Origin of the sequence: Bradyrhizobium yuanmingense (assembly GCF_025200905.1) — a bacterium.
In the GTDB taxonomy this organism is placed as follows: Bacteria; Pseudomonadota; Alphaproteobacteria; order Rhizobiales; family Xanthobacteraceae; genus Bradyrhizobium; species Bradyrhizobium yuanmingense.
Window position 1 is genome coordinate 3727464 of sequence record NZ_CP104173.1, and the last position, 17898, is coordinate 3745361.

Consider the following 17898-nt stretch of genomic DNA (forward strand, 5'->3'; position numbering starts at 1 on the left):
GAGCGCGTAGCTCAGCCGGTAGAGCACGTGACTTTTAATCACGGGGTCCTGGGTTCGAGCCCCAGCGCGCTCACCAACAAAATCAAGGGCTTAGATACAGCAGCCGGTTATCACGAGAAAGCGCGAGATTAGGTCTAGATCAGGTCCCGCGCCGCTTAAAGAGGTCCAACAATCTTTCGTCTGGATCAGACGGCAAGGCCACGCCGGCGAGTTCAAGAGCTTTAAGGAATTGTCGGACGGCATCGTCAAACTCTTCCAGAGTGGCCGCTTCCTCCGGCCGCACGATGTAGGGTCGAACTCGCCTTCCCTCAGCCTCGTCATGTGCGCTGACATCGATGATCAGGGGAATGGGATCATTCGGGTCGTCGATACAATGCAGTTCGTAGACTCCCCGGGCGAGAAACTTGACGTGTTCAGCGAACAGCCGCTGGCTCTTTCGCGCGTTGATCAGAACCGCATAGGCCTGACCATCGACGAACCAAATTCCTTTGATGCTAGGCTTGAACCAGAAGCCGAGGACCTTGTTCGGCTTCAAAGGGTGGCCATACCAAGTCCCACGCCCTCCGAAGAACTCTGAAAGCAGGCGCACCACCCCTTGGATGGACTCATTCTTCCAGTCCGTATCGTAGGGGCTGAATTGTGAGCTGATGTAATCGGCACTCGCTCGCCCACTCACAATGTGAGCCATCCTCGGCCAAATCATGCCGTACGACATAAAGCCTCCGCCACCGAGCCGGTCGCGGACGTTGTACGAGGTCTGGACGGGGTCCATGCCCAGGACGCCGGGGTACGCAAACTTGGTGAAGTCCAAGAGTTCGAAGAATTTCCCGCGCCCCGACATCAGTTAGCCTCCTTCGGATGGAGCAGAACTGAGCAGATATAGTGTGAGTCGCCGCCTTCCGGCAACAAGCCCTAGTGGAGCACGCGAGGATTATCCCCGGAGAAATGTTTCCGGATCAGGTCGTTCGGAATACGTGGGCTGAATGTTGGGTCCGTCTGATGTGCGCGATACGTAATGTCCCACGGCCCGCCGGGTTCGTGAGATAACGAAACAAGCTGACCGGTCGTGAACCGGCTGTACTTCTTAAACTCCCGCTTAATGATCTGGACGTCATCGGCGCGGATGTCCTGATAAGGTACGGGACGGTTCACTCCGGTCGCATAGTCGAGATATTGGGCCGGTGCAGTAATCGGTGCGTCCTTGTAAGCTTTGAACGCATCGAAGACAGGTTTGATCACCGGTCCGAACTGCCAAGCCTCGAAATGATTACGCACCAAGCCTTCTGCTCTGCAGCAAAGTGACTCGGCATGCATGAAGTAAAGAAGCTTATTGATCCGCAAGTTCGTCAAATCGAACTCGACCGGATCGAAGTTCGCGAGCAACCAGTTGCATATCTTACGAGCTTCATACATTCGCGGTCCGGTTAGCAGAGTCGGATAGCAATCACAATCAGACTACGCGCTTACAGAGCCCTTCCATATCCCCCGGAGGAACGAAACTCGACAGTTGCTGGCACGATCTTCTCACTCGCTGCTTTCCGCTGTCTAGCTAGCGCATTTTCGAGTACCTCGCGCTGCAATCGCACGAAGCCGATATCTCCGCGCGCCATCGCGAGGACCCGTGACAATATCCAAACTAAGAGAAATCCTAGGATGCCGGAGCATACCTTCGCGATCGGCGGGGCATAACCGAAGATCATACCCTTGTGATCTTCCATTACGATCGCAAACAGAGTGATGAACAAAGCCATCACGGCCTGCAAGAAAATCCAAAAAAGTCGACGATTGAGTTCCTCTAAAGCGTCGAAGAACCGCTTTAGGTCCGTTTCATCGAATGCGGTAGGAGCAGTGATCGGTGCATTACGGGCCAGCCGAACGAGGACTGCTGCACCTAACATGGACAAGGCGACCAGCATGCCCGGAAACACAGGTTTCCACATTGATAGAGGAACGTAGCGCGCAGTTGCCCAGCCGACCGCAACCGCGACGATTGCGGCAACAGGAGCATAGACCCTCGCAAGCCATTGCGTCACTCAATCTTCCCATCTTCCACGAAGCGTTGATACACGCGCATTAGCTGTGTCCGCGCGTCGTCAAGATCAAGCAAGGCCCCATGCTCTCTTAGTAGTGCGAACGGCATAGGCATACTCAGGCGTAGATCGTCACCGATCTGCTTTCCATCCTTGCCGAATGCAGTTACCTCTCCATCTGGCAAATTACGGGCGGACCGCGCGATGTCTTCCAGTGCAGCCCGGGAGACCCCGCGGCGTTTTGTTTTGTAGCCGAACCGGACCTCCACTTCGAGTTCCGCTTCTTTAGGAATTTCCTTGAGGATGCGCTCGGCGTCGGGTGCACCGAAAACCGCTTTGAGGACATCCAAGGCTTTGTCAAACCGACTGGTCTGCCGGCCAAGAGTTTCCTGCTCTTCGACTACTTTACCTTCCATCGTGATAATCTCAGGCGGTCCCTGGCTGAGAATACCACCGACCTCAACCGCCGTGATCTCTTCGAGATCGCCTCCCACGATTGTCTTGTTGAACACAGCACGGAGGGCAAATTTGTCCGCTTCGGCCGTAACGCCTGCGCCATCCAGCAGAGCCTTGAAATATTCCTCGAACGCCTTTGTCTGAATAGACGTATGCTGGACAACGAACAGATGGTTGCCGGCGACCAACCAGTAAGCGATGCCTCTCAGATAATCCTCGCCCTTGATCGGAGGACGCTCGGCAATTTCAACATCGCGAAGGGCCTCGTCCAATGATTTATGCTGGCCACCTTCCTCACTCTCTCGGATAAGCACGGGTGCCCAATCGTCCGGGGAGAACAGGCATAGGGTCCCCGAGATATCACTGGAGGCCGATGTGATATTATGAGCAAAACGCCTGAGAACCGGCTCCGCAGGCACGACGAACGTTCGCGCGCTCCAATCCTCATAGTAGCTCCGCCCAGAGGGAGCTTTCGCACTGAGGGCCGCGGTTAACATGTTTTGCAGGCTCCCCTTCGACCATCCTCCATTCACTGGCTCAAAACGTCGATAGTGTACCCTCTTGTTGACTTTTGGCATCGTTTCCCCCGGGCCCGCCCCAGGAATAGGGCAACCCCAGGTGCAGGACAATCCAGACGAACTAGCAAGTTGTGGAGAACAAAATACGAACACTCTCCTTCATCGTCAAGTGTGGAAGCCTGGATATTTGTCTCTCCTCATAAAAGTCCCCGCTGGTCGGTGATCAGCGATGATCGTGGGAACTGCCCCCTTTTTCATGCCTCCTCAATGTCTGACCCTGTCAGTTCTTTGACGGGAGACCAACATGATCGCGCGATTGAGCCCAATCATCCGCTACGAACGAGAGGTCAGCGACACACCGTGGACAGCCCTGCAAAGGTCTGCGCACCGAATGGATACCGAGCTTCCGCATGGGGCCGAACTGTCGGCAACAGGCCTGTACTTGCCGGAAAAGCTCGACGTCGAGCAATGGACCGACGTCGGCCGAAAGCTGATGGCGATTGAAAGAGGTATTCAGTGGGCGCTGGGAGACTGGTGGGCATACGGACATCACGCATACGGCGAACGAGCGAACAAGGCGAAAGAGCTTCCATACGCGATAGGAAGCCTGATGAATTTTGGGCGAGTTGCTCGCAAAGTGCCAACCTCATTACGTAATGAGGCTTTGAGTTTCAGCCACCATGAGGTGGTTGCGAAGCTGGAGCCTGATCAACAAGGGCGCTGGTTGAAGCTTGCAGCTAAACAGAAGTGGCCTGTTGCTAAATTCCGTCACAAGATCGATGAAGGCTCAAACGATGGCGACTCCGATCCTTCACAACAAGCGCGTATCTGGGCAATTCAATTCATCGATGAAGCTACAAGGCCGATCATGAGCTGCACCGCAATCATCAACGATGCCGACAAAGCGTTACAGCTCCTGTCTGACGGTATGCTTGAAAATATGTCAGAGGCAGCGCGCAATGCCGCCGAGCAATGGAGCAGTGTTACTGCAACCATTGAACAATATCGTTCGACGCAATATCCGGACCGTATAGTGCGGGAGCGTCTTTCACAGCCGCGGGTCCAACGTTTGAAAAAGCCCGCCGTCTCGCTACGTGCCGGGGATGGGTAGAGAGACGACGGGCCTGCCTGGCGCGTCAGCGAAGGTCAACTCTGACCCCAGGCTCTGCACCGTTCTTTTGCGCGAGCGGACACCTGTGCAGTGGCCCGCTGCTGGCCTCTGGACGGATCAAAGGGAGGCCAGCACTATGCCCTCCCGAATGCAGCTAACGGGAGGGAAACTCGTCATGCGGCTGTTGCCCTGTGCCGGTCCACGAGGAGGCCGAGTATTGCCCTCGGATCGGCTGTCGGACGCCGATCGATCGTCTGTCCCTGTTCTTCGGCCAATGAGATCAGGGCCTCCTCCTCCGTCTCCCGTTCGTACAGCAGGTCTTTAATCTCGCTGAGCCGTTTGGCCTTCTGCTCTGCCGACAAGGCAAGTCTCGGCTTCGGCATTTGCTCAATGGCTTCGTCGATCCGTTTCAACAGCTTCTCCGGATAGAGAAACGCCATGATCGCAGCTATGTCGGGCATCGGAACTGATGCCCTTTCGTCGTAAACTTCAAAACTGATCGCAAACTCATTGTGCGTCGCGGTGATGCGCGGTCGTGCGGTCTGTGCATGCCGGGAAATCCAGTCGCGAGCCTTCGCGCGGATTTCCTCGATCGGGAGCCCGCACTGCTGAACCTGAAATCGTTCGGAAACAAGGTTCGCAATGTCACGTCGGATGCGATCGACGGCTTCGACGAAGCTCTCGCCTCCCTTGGGACGAGCCTTGATCTTTTTTGCGTCCGACAAGACCGCGTTGGCCGGGAGCATTCCGAGGTATCGACGGATTGCCGCGTTCACATCGGAGCATGAACGATGTCGATCGATGTGCTCGTCTCTTCTCTCGCGGAGTAACGCAATCTCTTCCCGGACAGCATCGGCCGTGTCTGCGTCTGGATTGTTCATGATGATCCGTTCGAGTTCGCCGATCCTGCGAACCGTGGACGAGATCAGCGTTTGTGCCTGCTGCTCTGCGTCCTCCAGTCGTAGAATTTTGAGTTGGGCTGTCTTTGGTAACTTCGATCCGTCAGCCATATGGTCCCTCCTGTTGAAGCCCACCGCGCCGAAACGCGGCAGGCCGGACATGTCCTAGCTGCGCCATGCGCTCTCAAGACGCGCATTGCGCTCGGCGATCGTGGCATCAACCGACGTCGGAGGGTTCGGCCTCAAAGCGTCCTGCTGATCCGGATGACGCCAGGCATCCTCCATCCGGGAACACCGGGCCTGATAGGCGGCGTCCAGTTGCTCTTGGGTTGGGGGTGCGTCGCCTTCGGCATCACGCAGAGAGACGACGGATGGTAACGCGGATGCGGCGTCCATCAGCCGCATGCCGATGACGAGCCTGTCGCCGTCTGCGACTACGCCGTCGCGACGGTGAACGCGCTTGCCGTCTTTGTCGTAGAGAATTGAGTCCTTAGTCATCGTATGCCTCTTAAGGTTAGAATGTTGCTGAGCATCTGAGCACTTCTGCTCTGTCCGAGCTTGTCGGTGTCGATCGGTCCTCCGACCCAGCTCAAATCTGCGACGTAACGATATTTGCGGACGCCCATGGACGTCAGGACGCCCGCGACCGCGTTGGCTACGTCGTCGTGACCATTGGGGGCGTGATCGATGCTGTCTTTGCCGGATCGGGCTGTACGTCTCTCCAGCCCGCAAAGCTGATTGATCAGCCGCTGGTTATCTAGGAGATCGCACTTTTTGCTCATCATCAGGGGCAGGAATTCTCCGTAGATGGTGCTCTTAGGTTTCGCGGCGTAATCAAGGGTGATCCCGTGCCCAAGAAATTTCTCGCGAACCCATTCGCCGGCATAGCGATCCGCGAGGAGCTTGCTGATGCCGTAGGACTTCAAGACGTCCGAGTACTGCTCGACGATCGTTTCCGGCGAGAATGGAGGCTTGGCCTCCCGGATGACGTCGAGAACGGATGTCCCCTTTTCCACGTGACCAATGGCTAGCGTAAAGCTGTCCGAACCTGATCCGCCCGCGGCATCCGCGAATGCGTGATATTTGAACTCCGGCATATACGGCCGTTCCCGCTCGTCCGAGGTGACGGCTTCAACGGCTTCGCGCGCAATGAACGCTTCGACGTCGGAACGGAACTGAGCCCCATATTCTGCGGCAGCCGAGACAGGATCATCCTCATAGGCTTGTGCCAGAAATGCCGGATCAATTTCCGGGTTCATGACGTTCGTCGCCGCGGACCATGCGAGCACTCGAGGGTCATCCGTCCCGTGATATTGCCGATGCATGTTGTACAGGACACCCCGTCGAGCATACGGGCTGGAAGCGAGCAATAGCATAGACGTCGGGATCGTTGCCATTCCGGGCTTGATCGCGTTGACGACCTCCGCGTCCGGATTGGCCGAGTCGTCCGATTGCCAGAACGCGATTTCATCGCAGAGGGCTGCAACTACGGTGCGGCCCCGGACTGCGCGATAGGAGGACGCGGTGATCTCGATTGAGATGGAATTAGAAAGCTCAAGCCCAACGTTGGTGTCCCGCTCGATCATCCGCGCGAGCATGGGGACTTTCTTGATGAAGCCTTTGACGTAGCGGAAGATAACGCGGGCCTGCTCTTTATCTGCTGCGAGAACCTGGACAACGCCCAGCTCCCCTTCGTCGAGGTATTGCCGATAATCGTGGAAGCAAGCCAGCCACACTGCGATCAATGCGAGGATGCGGGATTTGCCTCCACGACGCCCAATGACGAGCACAAGCTCGCGCATCTGCTGGGTCGGAGCATCCTTCCGTCCCGTGCAAGCCCGATAGATCGCGAGTTCCTCGCCCGACATTGGCAAGCCGAAAGCGGCTGCGATGAACGCACGCCACGCGATCCATGATGCTGGATTTTTGAAGAAGGGCTTGAAAAGCTTGGGGTCTGCGATCGCGTCGAGGAGCGTGAGACGATTTGATCTTGGTTGAGGCTTGAGGCGTGGTGCGGGTCTGGCATCCAGACGTTCGCGCACCAGCCTCTGCTTCATTCAAGCCGTTCCCTGTGTGGACGCGAGCCCCCGCGTTCAGCATATGCCAGAGGATCATCATGCTCATCGTCATCCCGATCCGGGGACGCGTTGAACAGTCCGATCTTTTTCATCAGCCGAGATTGGGTGTTGCTGAGCCGTTGATATTCGAGACGTTCATCCAACGTCGTTGAGCCCGTCTTGACGTACTCGGCTTCCGCGTCCTCGAGCACACATTGCAGAAACGCGATGCGTCGGATGTGATTGCGCGTCGTCTCCGAAATGCGATCAGCTCCACCACAATCATCAGCATATCGATTGACGAGGTCGACGAAGCGACGTCCGCGCGGAGAGCTCGCAGGGACGCGCTCAGCAAAGAGACGTCGACCGGATGAAACGGCCGATCGATTGCGTCTCACATTCTGCTTCAACGTCCCGTGCAAAGCCCTCGTCCCATGCTTGCGAATGCGCCTTTGCGCAGTCGCTGTTGCGGCATCGATTTTGGGCACGAAACGTAATCTCAGACCTGATCTCATTGCAAGGGGGATGCGCACAACGCCTATTTTACTGCGCGGGCGAAAGCCACAACGTGATAACGAGTCATGAGAACTGCGCTCACTCGTCTCAAATCAGCATCGCGACGGATCGCGCGGAACAAATAAGATCGGGATGCGAGTACGCGTGTTCGCGCAAAAATTGGCATTCCGCCGACCGACCCTTTGCTCTTTCTGGCGAGCCATCATCGCGAATGTTTTCGACGATGCCGCGCGAGGTCTTCCCGATTGAGCAGGCCAGCTCTCAGCATCAGCTTCAACGTTTCGCGTGTATCAGCTCGTACGTTCGCAGCCGCGATGTCGGAAAGGATATGTCCCTGCTTCTTGAGCATTTTGCAAATCCTCTCGTGGCTCATGTCGTGGTCGATGACAGCAAGCCTGATCTTCTCCTTGATCGTCACCGCGTCTTCATTTGGTCCGGCCGTTCTTTTGAGTCGCTTTGTTAGATGGCCTTCGTTCTCTGCCAACGGGCTTGATGTTGATAGCCGTCTGCTATCTGCCCGTCTTAGTCGCTCCCTATGCTTGGCTCCCTTCCCGGCGTACTTGTACAGGTCTTGATCGTCACGTCCTCCCATGGGGAAGCTCCTTTCGTTGGCAAAAATGATTGTGGATATGGGATGTGTTCCAGGACGGCCATCCCGCTCAATTGGCGGGTTCGTGGGCGTCCTTCCCGCTCTTGGGGACTATCCCCATCCTAGGGCCGTTTGGCGCCTGTAGGACCCTGAGCCGAGCGACGTCTGCTGCGGGAAGGCATTGCGGACATCGTGCTGGACGCACGTTTAGTCCGGGATGGGGCCAAAAACAGAAGCTTTCGTGGGAACTACTGAAAGAGGCGCTAGCTGAAGCGGCTTACTTCTTGGTCTGTTTTGGAAACGGCTCTTGCGTTTTGCGGCCAAGAAAGGTGTCCGGCTTAGGACACTCTCTCAGGAGCTTGAGCGACCGATCAATCAGCTCGCGCGTCATCGTGATGATCTTCAGGTCTGATGTCGAAATGGGATGAGAAACGGCGCGCTTGTCGGCCATGGCCGCGCTCCCTCGCTATGCAGGCGGGAGCGCAATCGGTCTCTCAGCCACCGACGCCTACGGCAGTGCCCTTGGCCGGTGATGTCAGTTAACGGCGGGCGTCCGAACTCCGTTCCAAAAATCGTGTTTCGACGGGAACTCAGATTAACCTATGATAGTTGTCCAGCTATGGCCCTAGCTGCCGTCTACACCGACGAAAAGTTGCTCGACCGTGCAGCCGCGGCCATCGCTGAGGCTCAAGAGCTCCGCGCTCAAAACCAAGCGTGGCAAGACGAAATCAGCGACGGCATTCGTCGGATGCGGACTCGGACGACGTTTCTTCCTAAGAGCCTGAAGTTCTATTCGCCTCTGGATTTTCCAGCACCAATAAGGCCGTATCAACCGTTTCCCAGCGAACAGGTTGATCCCGCTCCCATTGTAATAGTTGGACAGTTGCCCTGACCTTCTCGGCATTTAGTCGCGCAACCGCGAGGCTTCGGCGAACGTGGTCCCTTGCCACCTCGCTTTCAAGAATGGCCCGCTCGGCTCTGCGCAGTAAGTCTTTGTCCGGCATGATGCCAAATACGCCGAGCGGCGCCGACCTGTTCCTATGAATTCTGCTGTTCCCGCTGCTTGGGCCGAACAACGAACGGGAGTAGCGGGGCAGATCAGCTCCGTACCGAAAATGCCATGTGCGACGTCCGCTTTGGAAATCTCGGCCTACTATACGCGACGTCCGGTTCGAATGGCCTGCGGACAACTAAAACGGACCTATAGCCTCTCCCGGACAATAGGTCCGCTGGGCTTGATTGTCCTCTGAGGGGGTAACAAAGAACGCAATTCCCGCACTGCATCATCGCACGCAACATCAGCAGAAGCCCAATTCAAGCCCTCCTCAAAATCCAGGCAATCCCATTTTTCCAGACGATCAAAACGATCCGGATAATGCTTCGCGTAGACAGAGACGTGATGTAGCCCAATCCGCCTGCTTAGTGCGCGGACGCGCATTTCAATGTAGGACGGGGCATCACCAGCATAGTTTTCGCACGTTGATGCAATTCCACGCAGTGTGATCTCTTCCAATCTTGCCCGATGATCTTTAACGACGCAGTACTGTTTGAAAATTTCTTCCGGCCTGATGCTCAGGATGTCCATGGGCTCGAATATGCCCGCAGCTTGGACGGAGCGTTTTCTCTCCATTCTGATCTCGACATGAATAGCATTGTCCTCCCCCGTGATGCTCGACGGCTTGGTGTTGTAGAAGCAGAGATTTCGATAGGGCCGAGATTTGCGGCGTGAGACATAGATCGAATACGTGGTACCTTCGTATTCGTATATCCAGTCGGAATGTCTCCGGTGGCGAAGGTGCAGCAAATTCCTCAGGATTTCGACGGCTCCATCGTATGTCCATCCAGCATAGAGCTGGATCAAATCGAATGCGACATGAAGCCGATAGAGCGAGAGATTGCGATCGATCTGAGCATACGACTGCAATAGCTCGATGCAGAAGCGGGACGGCTGGTTGATAATCAGAATGTGGCGCCATACCAGCTCGGGAATTTTTTGGTCCTCTTTCTCCTTCGGAAAGGCACTCCCGCTGTTGGCTTTGATCGCGCGAATGAGGGCAGGATGAAATCTGCGCGTGGATGACACCTCCATCGTGTCAACATACGGAGCCATAAGGCCAATCTTGAGTGCATTGTTTTGATGTGCTACCTGTGATAGAACGTCCAACATCGACGATCTTTCTTGATCGCTCGTTCATGAGCATGAGCTTTCGACGGCTTGGGTTCGTGATCTCGTTGCGCAAACGAATGGCCTCGCACTGCTCGAACAGTGCGGGGCCTTATTGCGCGGTTGCGGAGCTGCGAGGTCCAGCTATCGTCATGACATCCCGAAGGCGGTAGTAGACGCTGCGACCAGCAGGATGAAGCCGTTTAACTTCGAGCGGCCCGCCACGATGATTTTCGAGCTTCTTCACGGTGTCAACGTGACATCCGAGGATCGCGGCAGCTTCTTTGCGAGTGATCAGCTCACGCTGCTCGGTGATAGGTCTGGGCTTATTGGGACCGCGTCGGCCCAGCCTTTCGCGGACGATCCTTCTCGAATTTTTCATGACGACATCCAATAGCTACCGCACCGCGCGCCGGAGAGACGCAACGCAATCGATGCACATTGCAATTCAGCTAGATCGTCCGAGGGCGACTTGATGCCATTGTCGGCGTGATCAGGCGAATATCAGTGTGATCGAACAATTTGGCGCGATCAACAGGCTAAAGGCCTGAGGGTACTACGAAATCGGGGAATAAGAGGGGGAGCAGATTTGCTGATTTTGCGATAGAGAATTGAAAGATCAGGAAATTCCGCAATCGTGAGGAGGCTTCAAACTTTTTTTTGGAAGCACATTAGCTGGGCGCGGCATGGGGCGGCTGGATAGACGCTGCGGACCATCTCCCCAAACAGACCGGATCAAACGGCTCAGGAACCCGCCCCGCCGTGCTATGATCGTGTAGCACGGATGAGGGGGACCACATTTCCGGCCTTCCCCTCCAGAATGCGTGCGATTAAGGCTGCCAGAGCCGTGAGGGCTTGAGCACGTTCCAGATCGTACGCATGCCGGTCGTAGACGCCTTGGACGCCTGGAATTGCGTGCCCGAGGACACGCTCTGCGATGTCCGGACGGACTTTCGCGCGGGACATCAGGGAACGCGCGGTCCTTCGCAAATCGTGCAGAGTCCAATGAGGAATGTCGGGCATAATGTCGGCCATCGCTTTGTCTAACGCGGCCTTGCCGTCTCCAAACGCACTAAAGCTCCCGTAATGCCTCGTCGGATCGGTTCTCTTCGTTTTGAACGAGGCCGGAAACACATAATTGTTCGTCCGAGTTTCCAGCTGGGCCTCGATGATGGCGATGGCCATCTTGGGGAGCTTTAGACGCGCAGCGTTCCCCTTCTCCCGTTCTTCCGTCGCGATTGTCCAGACGTCTCCCGAGAGATCATCCCAGCTCATGGTGGCAACTTTGATCCGACGTTGGGCCGTCAGGAGGAGCATCTTTACGAGATTTCCAAAAACGCCCTGCCCCTCACACGCTCTGAACATCACCCGGATTTCCTCGTCCGAGAGGATGCGATCCCGTGCACGCTCGGAAGGGCTCTCGATGCGGGCCATGCCCTCGCGGATCGGAGAGGAGTAGTCATCGTGGCCCACGGCATATTTCGACATCATCCGGCGCAATGTTGCCAGCGTGACGTCAGCTGCTCTTGGCCCGCGCGTCTCCTCAATCTCATCGAGGAGACTGGAGACGTCGGACCTCTTGATCGCCTCAAACGGCTTCTTGCCCCAAACAGGATAGATTTTCTCGACCATTTTGCGGATTTGAGGACCGGATCGTCTTTTGCCGTCCACAAATCGTTTGAGATAGCGTTCGGCCACAACTTCGAACGTATCAGAACGGGCTGCGGCATGTTTCGCGCGCTCAGCGAGGATGGACGTCCTGTTCGCCCTGAAATTGTCTGCCGCGTCCCGCGCGGCCTTGAGGCTGACGTGATCGGACGAGCCCGGCCGGAACTCACCCAGCTTTTCCGTCCGCATCGTGCCGCGGGATTTGTCATAGAAGGACACGAGCCATGACTTCCGACCAGTACCGTTGATGCGCAAGATCAGCCCTTGCTTCTTTTTGTCACGAAACGCGACCTGCTTCTCGCCCGGTTTCAGCTTGAGCTTTGCAATGCTGATCTCAGTGAACAAACGATGCCGATCGGCCTCGCATGAACGATCCCGTTTCGCCGGAGATGGACTTTGTGGATCGAGCATACGGCCCCTGAGATTAGGTCTGAGATTAGGTTTTCGCGACGTCTGGGTGATCACCGACGTTCGGTCTTAATCCTCGAAGATCGTAACCTAAGGGCTTGATAAGGTGAAGGATTTGGTTCCAGCAATCATCGCTGATCATCGACCTTCATCGATACGCGATAGGACTTTTAATCACGGGGTCCTGGGTTCGAGCCCCAGCGCGCTCACCAAGCTAATCAAGCACCTAGAGCCAAAATTCAGCCCTTCGAGTTGAGGGGATTTTTGGGGCCTGCACACAGTGTGCACACTCGCCGGGTGCAGCCATGACCGCCATCGATATTGTCGGCTGGGTTCTCTTGGCAGTGGTTATGGTGCTAACCCTAGGCTTTGCGAAGAAGCCGCCAACGTGAGCCGTGCCATTCACAGCGGGTTCATACGTGCTGAGGCACGCTGCGCCCCATGGAGATTCTCAGATGATCGTTTCCGTGCTCGCCGCAGCATTACTTATGGGCCCGCCCGTGCCGGGGCTGGTTCAGCCACCCATCCAGCAGGTCCAGTATGGTGTGCCAAGACACCCGCCTCCATGCGGCCACGGTTGGGACCTGAGCGCCCGAGACGGCATGTGTTATCCGAACGGAGCCCTCCCTCCTCAAGAACAGGCTGCGCGGCAGTACTATCATCGCGGCGGCGGAGGTTACGGTGGAGGCTACGGTAGACATCCCGTCCGATGCGGCCACGGCGCCGACGTCGATATTCGAGACGGTCGGTGCTACCCCAACGGCACGGTGCCGCCACAGTTTCAGCAGGGCCGGCAGGGATATTACGGTTATGGCGACTATTATCACCGCCCAAGGCGCCATTACTATTAAGCTATCAAAGGCCCGCCAGCGCGAACCGGCGGGCTCCTGTCACAAGCCTGTGGCATGTCCGTTGCACAGTCGAAGCCAACTGGGATTTCAGCGCTCAGTTTGAGAATGACACGCTGCCGGGACATGTATTTCGAGCCCGGCAGCGTTCGATTTCGAGACTCGTGAGACAACCGCTATGGCATGAGCAGAATCAAGCGCACGGGCACATTTCCGGAGCCTGCTGCTTCGCCTCCTCCGGATCATCGTCCTCAGCGTCGCTGTCGTCCTGCTCCATGTCGGTGAAATAGTCGCCTCACATGCTCTTGGTTCATTGCCCGATCCAGGCTCCCGGCCCTGGGTTCGAGCCCCAGCGCGCTCACCAATAAAATCAAGTAGCAAAAATCGAAATGCCGTCCGGCTCAGCAGGTGGGCAGGAACAAAGGTCACCCGTTCCAGCTTGAGTCTCGCTGGCTCGTCGGCCGAGTTCGCGGAGGCGGCGCCGACCAGCCGGCACTATGTTTTCTGCGCATGGGTCCTCATGTCGTGGACGAAGAGCGCGACTGGAGGGAGACTTGCGGGTTCTTGTAGCCGAAGACGAAGACCTGATCCGGGACGTGGTGGTCGACATCCTGGAGACTCACGGGCACGAGGTGATGGAAGCTGATAGCGGCGAGCGCGCGCTCGAGCTCTGTGCCGAAGCCACACCCGATCTCTTGTTCACCGACATCAGGTTGGCGGGCTCGCTGACGGGCTGGGATGTCGCCATCCAGTGCAGGCAATCCAATCCGCGCATGCCTGTGATCTACGCCACCGGCTACACGCACGCCGCTCCGCGTCCGGTGTCCGGCAGCATCATGCTCCAGAAGCCGTTCGGGCTTGAACGCCTCTTGGAAGCGATGCAGTCGCTCGCGGGCGATTAGCTGCAGCCAGCCGCGGTCAATGCTTTGCAGACTGACAATTGTCAGTCGTTCGACTCCACGCAGGAACGAAGGGCCTTCCGCACGCTTTGGCAGGAATGCCAAATGTCTCGCCCGGGATGGTCAGGCCGCTGCGGCTCGCTCTGCTGTATGGGCACCTGATCGCGCGGGGCACGCGGCTGTATCATCCGGGCGGCTCGCAGCCGGTGTGCAGCCTGTCATTTGCCAAGCAAATGGTCGAGGCGGGTTTGCTCTGCGCAAATGGCGAGAGCTTCGAGCTGACGCAGGAAGGCCGGAGCTTCGCCGGTTGATGCGCACATCATTGGCTTCCCCACGAACTCAACAACCGCTGGCGCGTGACCAGGGTCGTGAAGTCAAGCAAGGCGTTCCAAGCAGCCCGCCCGCCGGATCTGACAATCTACGGTGACAGTGCGCTCAACTGTGAACGAAAACTCGACCAATTGCCATTTTTTCCCGAAACGATTCACATATGCGAATGAAGCTACAAAGAAGAATGCCGCTTCCTGAGAGGTGCTGGGCAAATCGGGAGCATGCTTCATTGACTGACGAGGTTCCGTCGCAAAGCCGATTTTTCATTCGCATGGGCGGCAAGGGTTGGATGGTCTACGATCGAGAACGCAGGGGCCCAGCACTGATCGGGACCGATATGGCGGCCAATCTGACCAAGGAGCGAGCTGAACAATTGCTACTTCTGCTGATGCCCTCACGCGCGGAGAGGTCGCGTGCGGCGAACGATGGTGGTCCGCCAGCGTGAACCGGTAGGCCCCAATGGTTGCGGCCTCCTTTCTCGGGCGCCGCATTCGAACGTGTTCACCGGCCGCCGTTCGCGTTGCCGTCGGGGCTGGTTCTGGCCTAGAGCTCGAAAATTTAATGCCGGACGGTATCTTTTGAGACACCCAGCTCGAATGTTTGAGCAGACGATATCACCCGGCGTGCCACGCTGAGTGGTGCGTCGGGCGGCCTCGGTGTGTCCGCAGCCAGCCCCGGGACGCCCGGGGCCGTTCCTTTGGATTCACGTTTGTTGATGCAGGAACGTCCCTCCAGGACGAACATGTCGTTACCGGGGCCGGCAAGTTTCATCTCGGATCTATCGTAACCCGGTAGGGCCGCTGTTCCAGAGCGGCGGCCCTTGTTCTGAAGCGTGAACCGGGGGCCGCGCCTAGCGCCTCTTTGGCCGATCGGTTTCTGCTGATCGCGATTTAGGGTTGCCACCCTTGCGAATTGTCGGGGGCGGCTTGCCCGCGTGACTATGCCTCTCTTGCATTTGCTCGGCTGCGACTACGCGCGAGCGCAGATCTTCCAATGCGGAAAGCCCAGAAGCAAGCTCATCGAAACGCTGCTTCAGAACAGCGGTGTGATCGAAAGTGCCCATGTACCCCCTCCGTCAACGAGCCGACCGAAAAGTGGGAAAATCATGCAATCGAGGAATGCAGAGGCATGGAGTCAGTTCCTTTGAAGAGTGCTGCGCCGTTGTCGCAGTTCGTGCGATGCGACTCGGCTCCTCCATCCGCGAACGCTCAGAGGCAGGCGCCACGGCTACGATCGCAAATCGCGCCTAGCGCCAATGACGGCCCCGACCGTGGGGGGCTTTTGGGGTGTGAGGCCGGGGCCGCTGGAGGTGCTTGGACCTTTGGGGAAGGCCAAAGCCACCGAAGACTAGGAAAAATCGGCAATCGCTTCTGCTCGCTTTCGCACATTGCTTGTACGTTTTGTTTGCGCAGAACGAAGCCAATTGCCAATGAAGGACTATCTGGCGCAGATCGAGAAACTTGGCAAAGATGCGGCCGAACGCGCCCTGATCCGCGACTTGGCTACCGATCCAGCCAAGCGCGAAGTGTTCGACAGGCTCGCAAGCCACCTCACGGTCCTTGCTGACCAAGTGGAAATGGCGATGGTTGAGCGGAAGGCCGGGACCGACCTGTCTCGGCCTTAGAAGCACGCCGCGGATCCGGTGCCCGATCCGCGCAGACATGGCCCAGTGATTTTGTGGCTCCAGGCTTCGAAGCCGCAGTGGTGGTCGACATGCTGAGCGGAGCTGCGGAGATGCTGATGCACTGCCAATCCAGATCAGCATGGGAACGTTTCGATCGGCACTGAGTCCTACAGGCGCAATCCATCCCGTTTCCTCGTGGATCGAACGATGGAAAAAGCACTCGCCTATGCCATCTCGGCGGCCCTTGTGGCTTCGGTCTTTTGATCTTTTTCGCCGGTCTGTCTTCCAGCTCGCCCGCCTTATGGACGATCGTCGCGCTGGTCCCGATCAGGATCGGGATCGTGAGCGCCTTTGGTCCTGTGTGACTTGATGTGGAAACCAGGGCTTTAGGTCAGCCCGTCTGTATTTTCCGAATCGGCAACCCGTGTTCGCTCTCTCGGAGCTTCCAACCGCTGGTGACGCGCGTGAGCCATTTCGTCTCGATGCTTCTGCTTGCGACGGCCCTGGTCCTGACGTTGTGCTTCGGAGTGGCGGCCTGGCGCCTCTCGGCAGACAAAGAGGCCGACATCACCGCCACGATTTCCCATCAGGAATACGGTTGGAGGCCAAGGCCCAGCAACTGAAACTTTGACAAACCCGCTGACATCGCGCCGGAAACGTGTAGGATTCCCCAAAACCGGAGGAACGGCATGTTTGAAATCAACGGTTTCGACACGGCGGGCGTCGTCAGCCTCAAGCGGGCGTCACTCGCCGCGGCCCTCAAAAAGGCCAGGGAGCTGGTCGAGGACGGATGCTGGGACGTTCAGGTCGTTGATCCCACAGGCCGGGTCTACACCTCGTTCGAGGAGGAAGCGGCCTAGCCAGAACGCGTCCTCAGCTCTCCGGCGCCGCCACCGCAGCCGGCGCGGTCAGCGGAGCCCCTCCGATCGACACCGGCCCTAGAGGCCCCAGGGGCTTGGGCTCACGCACCAGCCGCTTGCGCATCGCGGCGGATAGTCCGTAGCGCGCATTCGCTCTGCGAACGGACGATGTCACGTCCGACATCATCACATTCTGCAGCGAGTCGACCTTGGCGATCAGCGTGGACAGCTGCGAGGAGATCTTCTTCACGTCGACCCGCTCGTCCGTGATGCTCTGCCGCAGCGACAGCAGCAAGAGTGAATCCTGCTGCAGCAAGGCTGCATTCTGCTGCAGCGTCTGGTTGTTCTCATGCAGCGAAGCGGTGTGCTGCTGCTGGGCCGACTGGATCTCCTTCAGGGCGGTGACGACCGGATCCGGTTTCGGTGCCGGTGCCTCCTGCCGCGGCAGCAGTTCGGCGAGGCTGGCAACATTCAATGACGGCATGCCGGAGGGCGACGTATAGATGGCCGCCGCGCCGTTGATGGCGAGGGCACACACCGCCAGCGGCAGGATCGTCTTGCGGCGGGGCGCGATTGGCGGCGTTTCAGCTTCCGGGCCTGCGGGTTCCTGCGCGCCTGCAGCGTCTGCAAGGGCGACGGCGTCGAGCTCTTCGGCGAAGCTTGGCGTTTCGAAGGACGTGGTCATTTGCACTGACCCCCATGGAGCGAGCAACAGGAAGCCGCCCCCTGGAACGCCCTCGCGACGATCCGCTTACGCAGCACCCATACACAACTGCCTAAAATTGTCGGCTTTCTGGATTAATTCCGCGTTAGCGGCGCGGCCGGCGGACGGGCCGGCGCCCCCGGCCGATTACGGATCCGGCGCAAGCTCCTCGCCGCGCATCCGGCAACAGCCATGCCAGCAACGGATTTTCCGAAGTT

Annotated in this window: 19 protein-coding genes and 1 tRNA gene; 7 read left to right on the forward strand and 13 right to left on the reverse strand. The window is 57.6% G+C overall.

What is annotated here, in order from left to right; all coding sequences use genetic code 11:
- Positions 1-76: transfer RNA gene (locus tag N2605_RS17475), tRNA-Lys, on the forward strand.
- A 63-nt stretch (positions 77-139) separates the two neighbouring features.
- Here the strand turns inward: N2605_RS17475 and N2605_RS17480 are convergent.
- The 4 genes from N2605_RS17480 to N2605_RS17495 all read right to left on the reverse strand — a co-directional run bounded on the left by N2605_RS17480 (position 140) and on the right by N2605_RS17495 (position 2758).
- Positions 140-841, reverse strand: a complete 702-nt coding sequence (locus tag N2605_RS17480; protein ID WP_260347320.1) for a hypothetical protein — start codon at positions 839-841, stop codon at positions 140-142.
- Between the two features lie 71 nt (positions 842-912).
- On the reverse strand, positions 913-1413 hold the full coding sequence (locus N2605_RS17485) for a Panacea domain-containing protein (RefSeq protein WP_260347321.1): 501 nt from the start codon (positions 1411-1413) through the stop codon (positions 913-915).
- Between the two features lie 50 nt (positions 1414-1463).
- Complete coding sequence (locus N2605_RS17490) at positions 1464-2033, reverse strand: hypothetical protein (protein WP_260347322.1); 570 nt, start codon at positions 2031-2033, stop codon at positions 1464-1466.
- Entirely contained in the window at positions 2030-2758 is a 729-nt protein-coding gene (locus N2605_RS17495; protein ID WP_260347323.1) for a hypothetical protein, read from the reverse strand. The genes N2605_RS17490 and N2605_RS17495 overlap by 4 nt, the downstream gene beginning before the upstream one ends.
- Before the next feature lie 550 nt (positions 2759-3308).
- Here N2605_RS17495 and N2605_RS17500 point away from each other — a divergent pair.
- Positions 3309-4115, forward strand: a complete 807-nt coding sequence (locus tag N2605_RS17500) for a hypothetical protein (RefSeq protein WP_260347324.1) — start codon at positions 3309-3311, stop codon at positions 4113-4115.
- Positions 4116-4288: 173 nt separating this feature from the next.
- Here N2605_RS17500 and N2605_RS17505 read toward each other — a convergent pair whose 3' ends face one another.
- The 7 genes from N2605_RS17505 to N2605_RS17535 form a co-directional block, all read right to left on the reverse strand.
- On the reverse strand, positions 4289-5176 hold the full coding sequence (locus N2605_RS17505; RefSeq protein ID WP_260347325.1) for a hypothetical protein: 888 nt from the start codon (positions 5174-5176) through the stop codon (positions 4289-4291).
- 3 nt (positions 5177-5179) lie between these two features.
- Entirely contained in the window at positions 5180-5512 is a 333-nt protein-coding gene (locus N2605_RS17510) for a hypothetical protein (RefSeq protein ID WP_260347326.1), read from the reverse strand.
- Entirely contained in the window at positions 5509-7071 is a 1563-nt protein-coding gene (locus tag N2605_RS17515) for a terminase large subunit domain-containing protein (RefSeq protein ID WP_260347327.1), read from the reverse strand. The genes N2605_RS17510 and N2605_RS17515 overlap by 4 nt, the downstream gene beginning before the upstream one ends.
- Positions 7068-7559 (reverse strand): hypothetical protein, encoded by a 492-nt coding sequence (locus tag N2605_RS17520; protein WP_260347328.1) that lies wholly within the window; start codon positions 7557-7559, stop codon positions 7068-7070. Before N2605_RS17520 ends, N2605_RS17515 begins: the two co-directional genes overlap by 4 nt.
- A gap of 230 nt (positions 7560-7789) precedes the next feature.
- Complete coding sequence (locus N2605_RS17525; protein ID WP_260347329.1) at positions 7790-8179, reverse strand: hypothetical protein; 390 nt, start codon at positions 8177-8179, stop codon at positions 7790-7792.
- A gap of 274 nt (positions 8180-8453) precedes the next feature.
- Positions 8454-8627: a hypothetical protein gene (locus N2605_RS17530; RefSeq protein WP_260347330.1), complete on the reverse strand. Its 174-nt coding sequence runs from the start codon at positions 8625-8627 to the stop codon at positions 8454-8456.
- Between the two features lie 750 nt (positions 8628-9377).
- A complete protein-coding gene (locus N2605_RS17535) occupies positions 9378-10343 on the reverse strand; it encodes a hypothetical protein (RefSeq protein WP_260347331.1) in 966 nt (321 codons plus the stop codon).
- Positions 10344-10533: 190 nt separating this feature from the next.
- Between N2605_RS17535 and N2605_RS17540 the strand changes: the two genes are divergently transcribed.
- Positions 10534-10737 carry a hypothetical protein gene (locus N2605_RS17540; RefSeq protein WP_260347332.1) on the forward strand — a complete coding sequence of 68 codons (204 nt, stop codon included), beginning with the start codon at positions 10534-10536 and terminating at the stop codon, positions 10735-10737.
- A 368-nt stretch (positions 10738-11105) separates the two neighbouring features.
- Here the strand turns inward: N2605_RS17540 and N2605_RS17545 are convergent, their stop codons facing one another.
- Positions 11106-12419 (reverse strand): tyrosine-type recombinase/integrase, encoded by a 1314-nt coding sequence (locus N2605_RS17545; protein ID WP_260347333.1) that lies wholly within the window; start codon positions 12417-12419, stop codon positions 11106-11108.
- Between the two features lie 1399 nt (positions 12420-13818).
- Between N2605_RS17545 and N2605_RS17550 the strand changes: the two genes are divergently transcribed.
- From N2605_RS17550 to N2605_RS17565, 4 genes are all read left to right on the forward strand, one after another.
- The gene (locus tag N2605_RS17550; protein ID WP_036012559.1) at positions 13819-14166 is read left to right on the forward strand and encodes a response regulator; all 348 of its coding nucleotides are present in this window, start codon (positions 13819-13821) and stop codon (positions 14164-14166) included.
- Between the two features lie 116 nt (positions 14167-14282).
- Positions 14283-14474 (forward strand): hypothetical protein, encoded by a 192-nt coding sequence (locus tag N2605_RS17555; protein WP_225112455.1) that lies wholly within the window; start codon positions 14283-14285, stop codon positions 14472-14474.
- Positions 14475-15922: 1448 nt separating this feature from the next.
- Positions 15923-16117, forward strand: coding sequence for a hypothetical protein (locus N2605_RS17560; RefSeq protein ID WP_260347334.1), 195 nt, complete (start codon positions 15923-15925; stop codon positions 16115-16117).
- Between the two features lie 689 nt (positions 16118-16806).
- A complete protein-coding gene (locus N2605_RS17565; protein WP_193374992.1) occupies positions 16807-16977 on the forward strand; it encodes a hypothetical protein in 171 nt (56 codons plus the stop codon).
- A gap of 13 nt (positions 16978-16990) precedes the next feature.
- Here the strand turns inward: N2605_RS17565 and N2605_RS17570 are convergent, their stop codons facing one another.
- The gene (locus N2605_RS17570; protein WP_260347335.1) at positions 16991-17662 is read right to left on the reverse strand and encodes a hypothetical protein; all 672 of its coding nucleotides are present in this window, start codon (positions 17660-17662) and stop codon (positions 16991-16993) included.
- Positions 17663-17898: the final 236 nt, after the last annotated feature.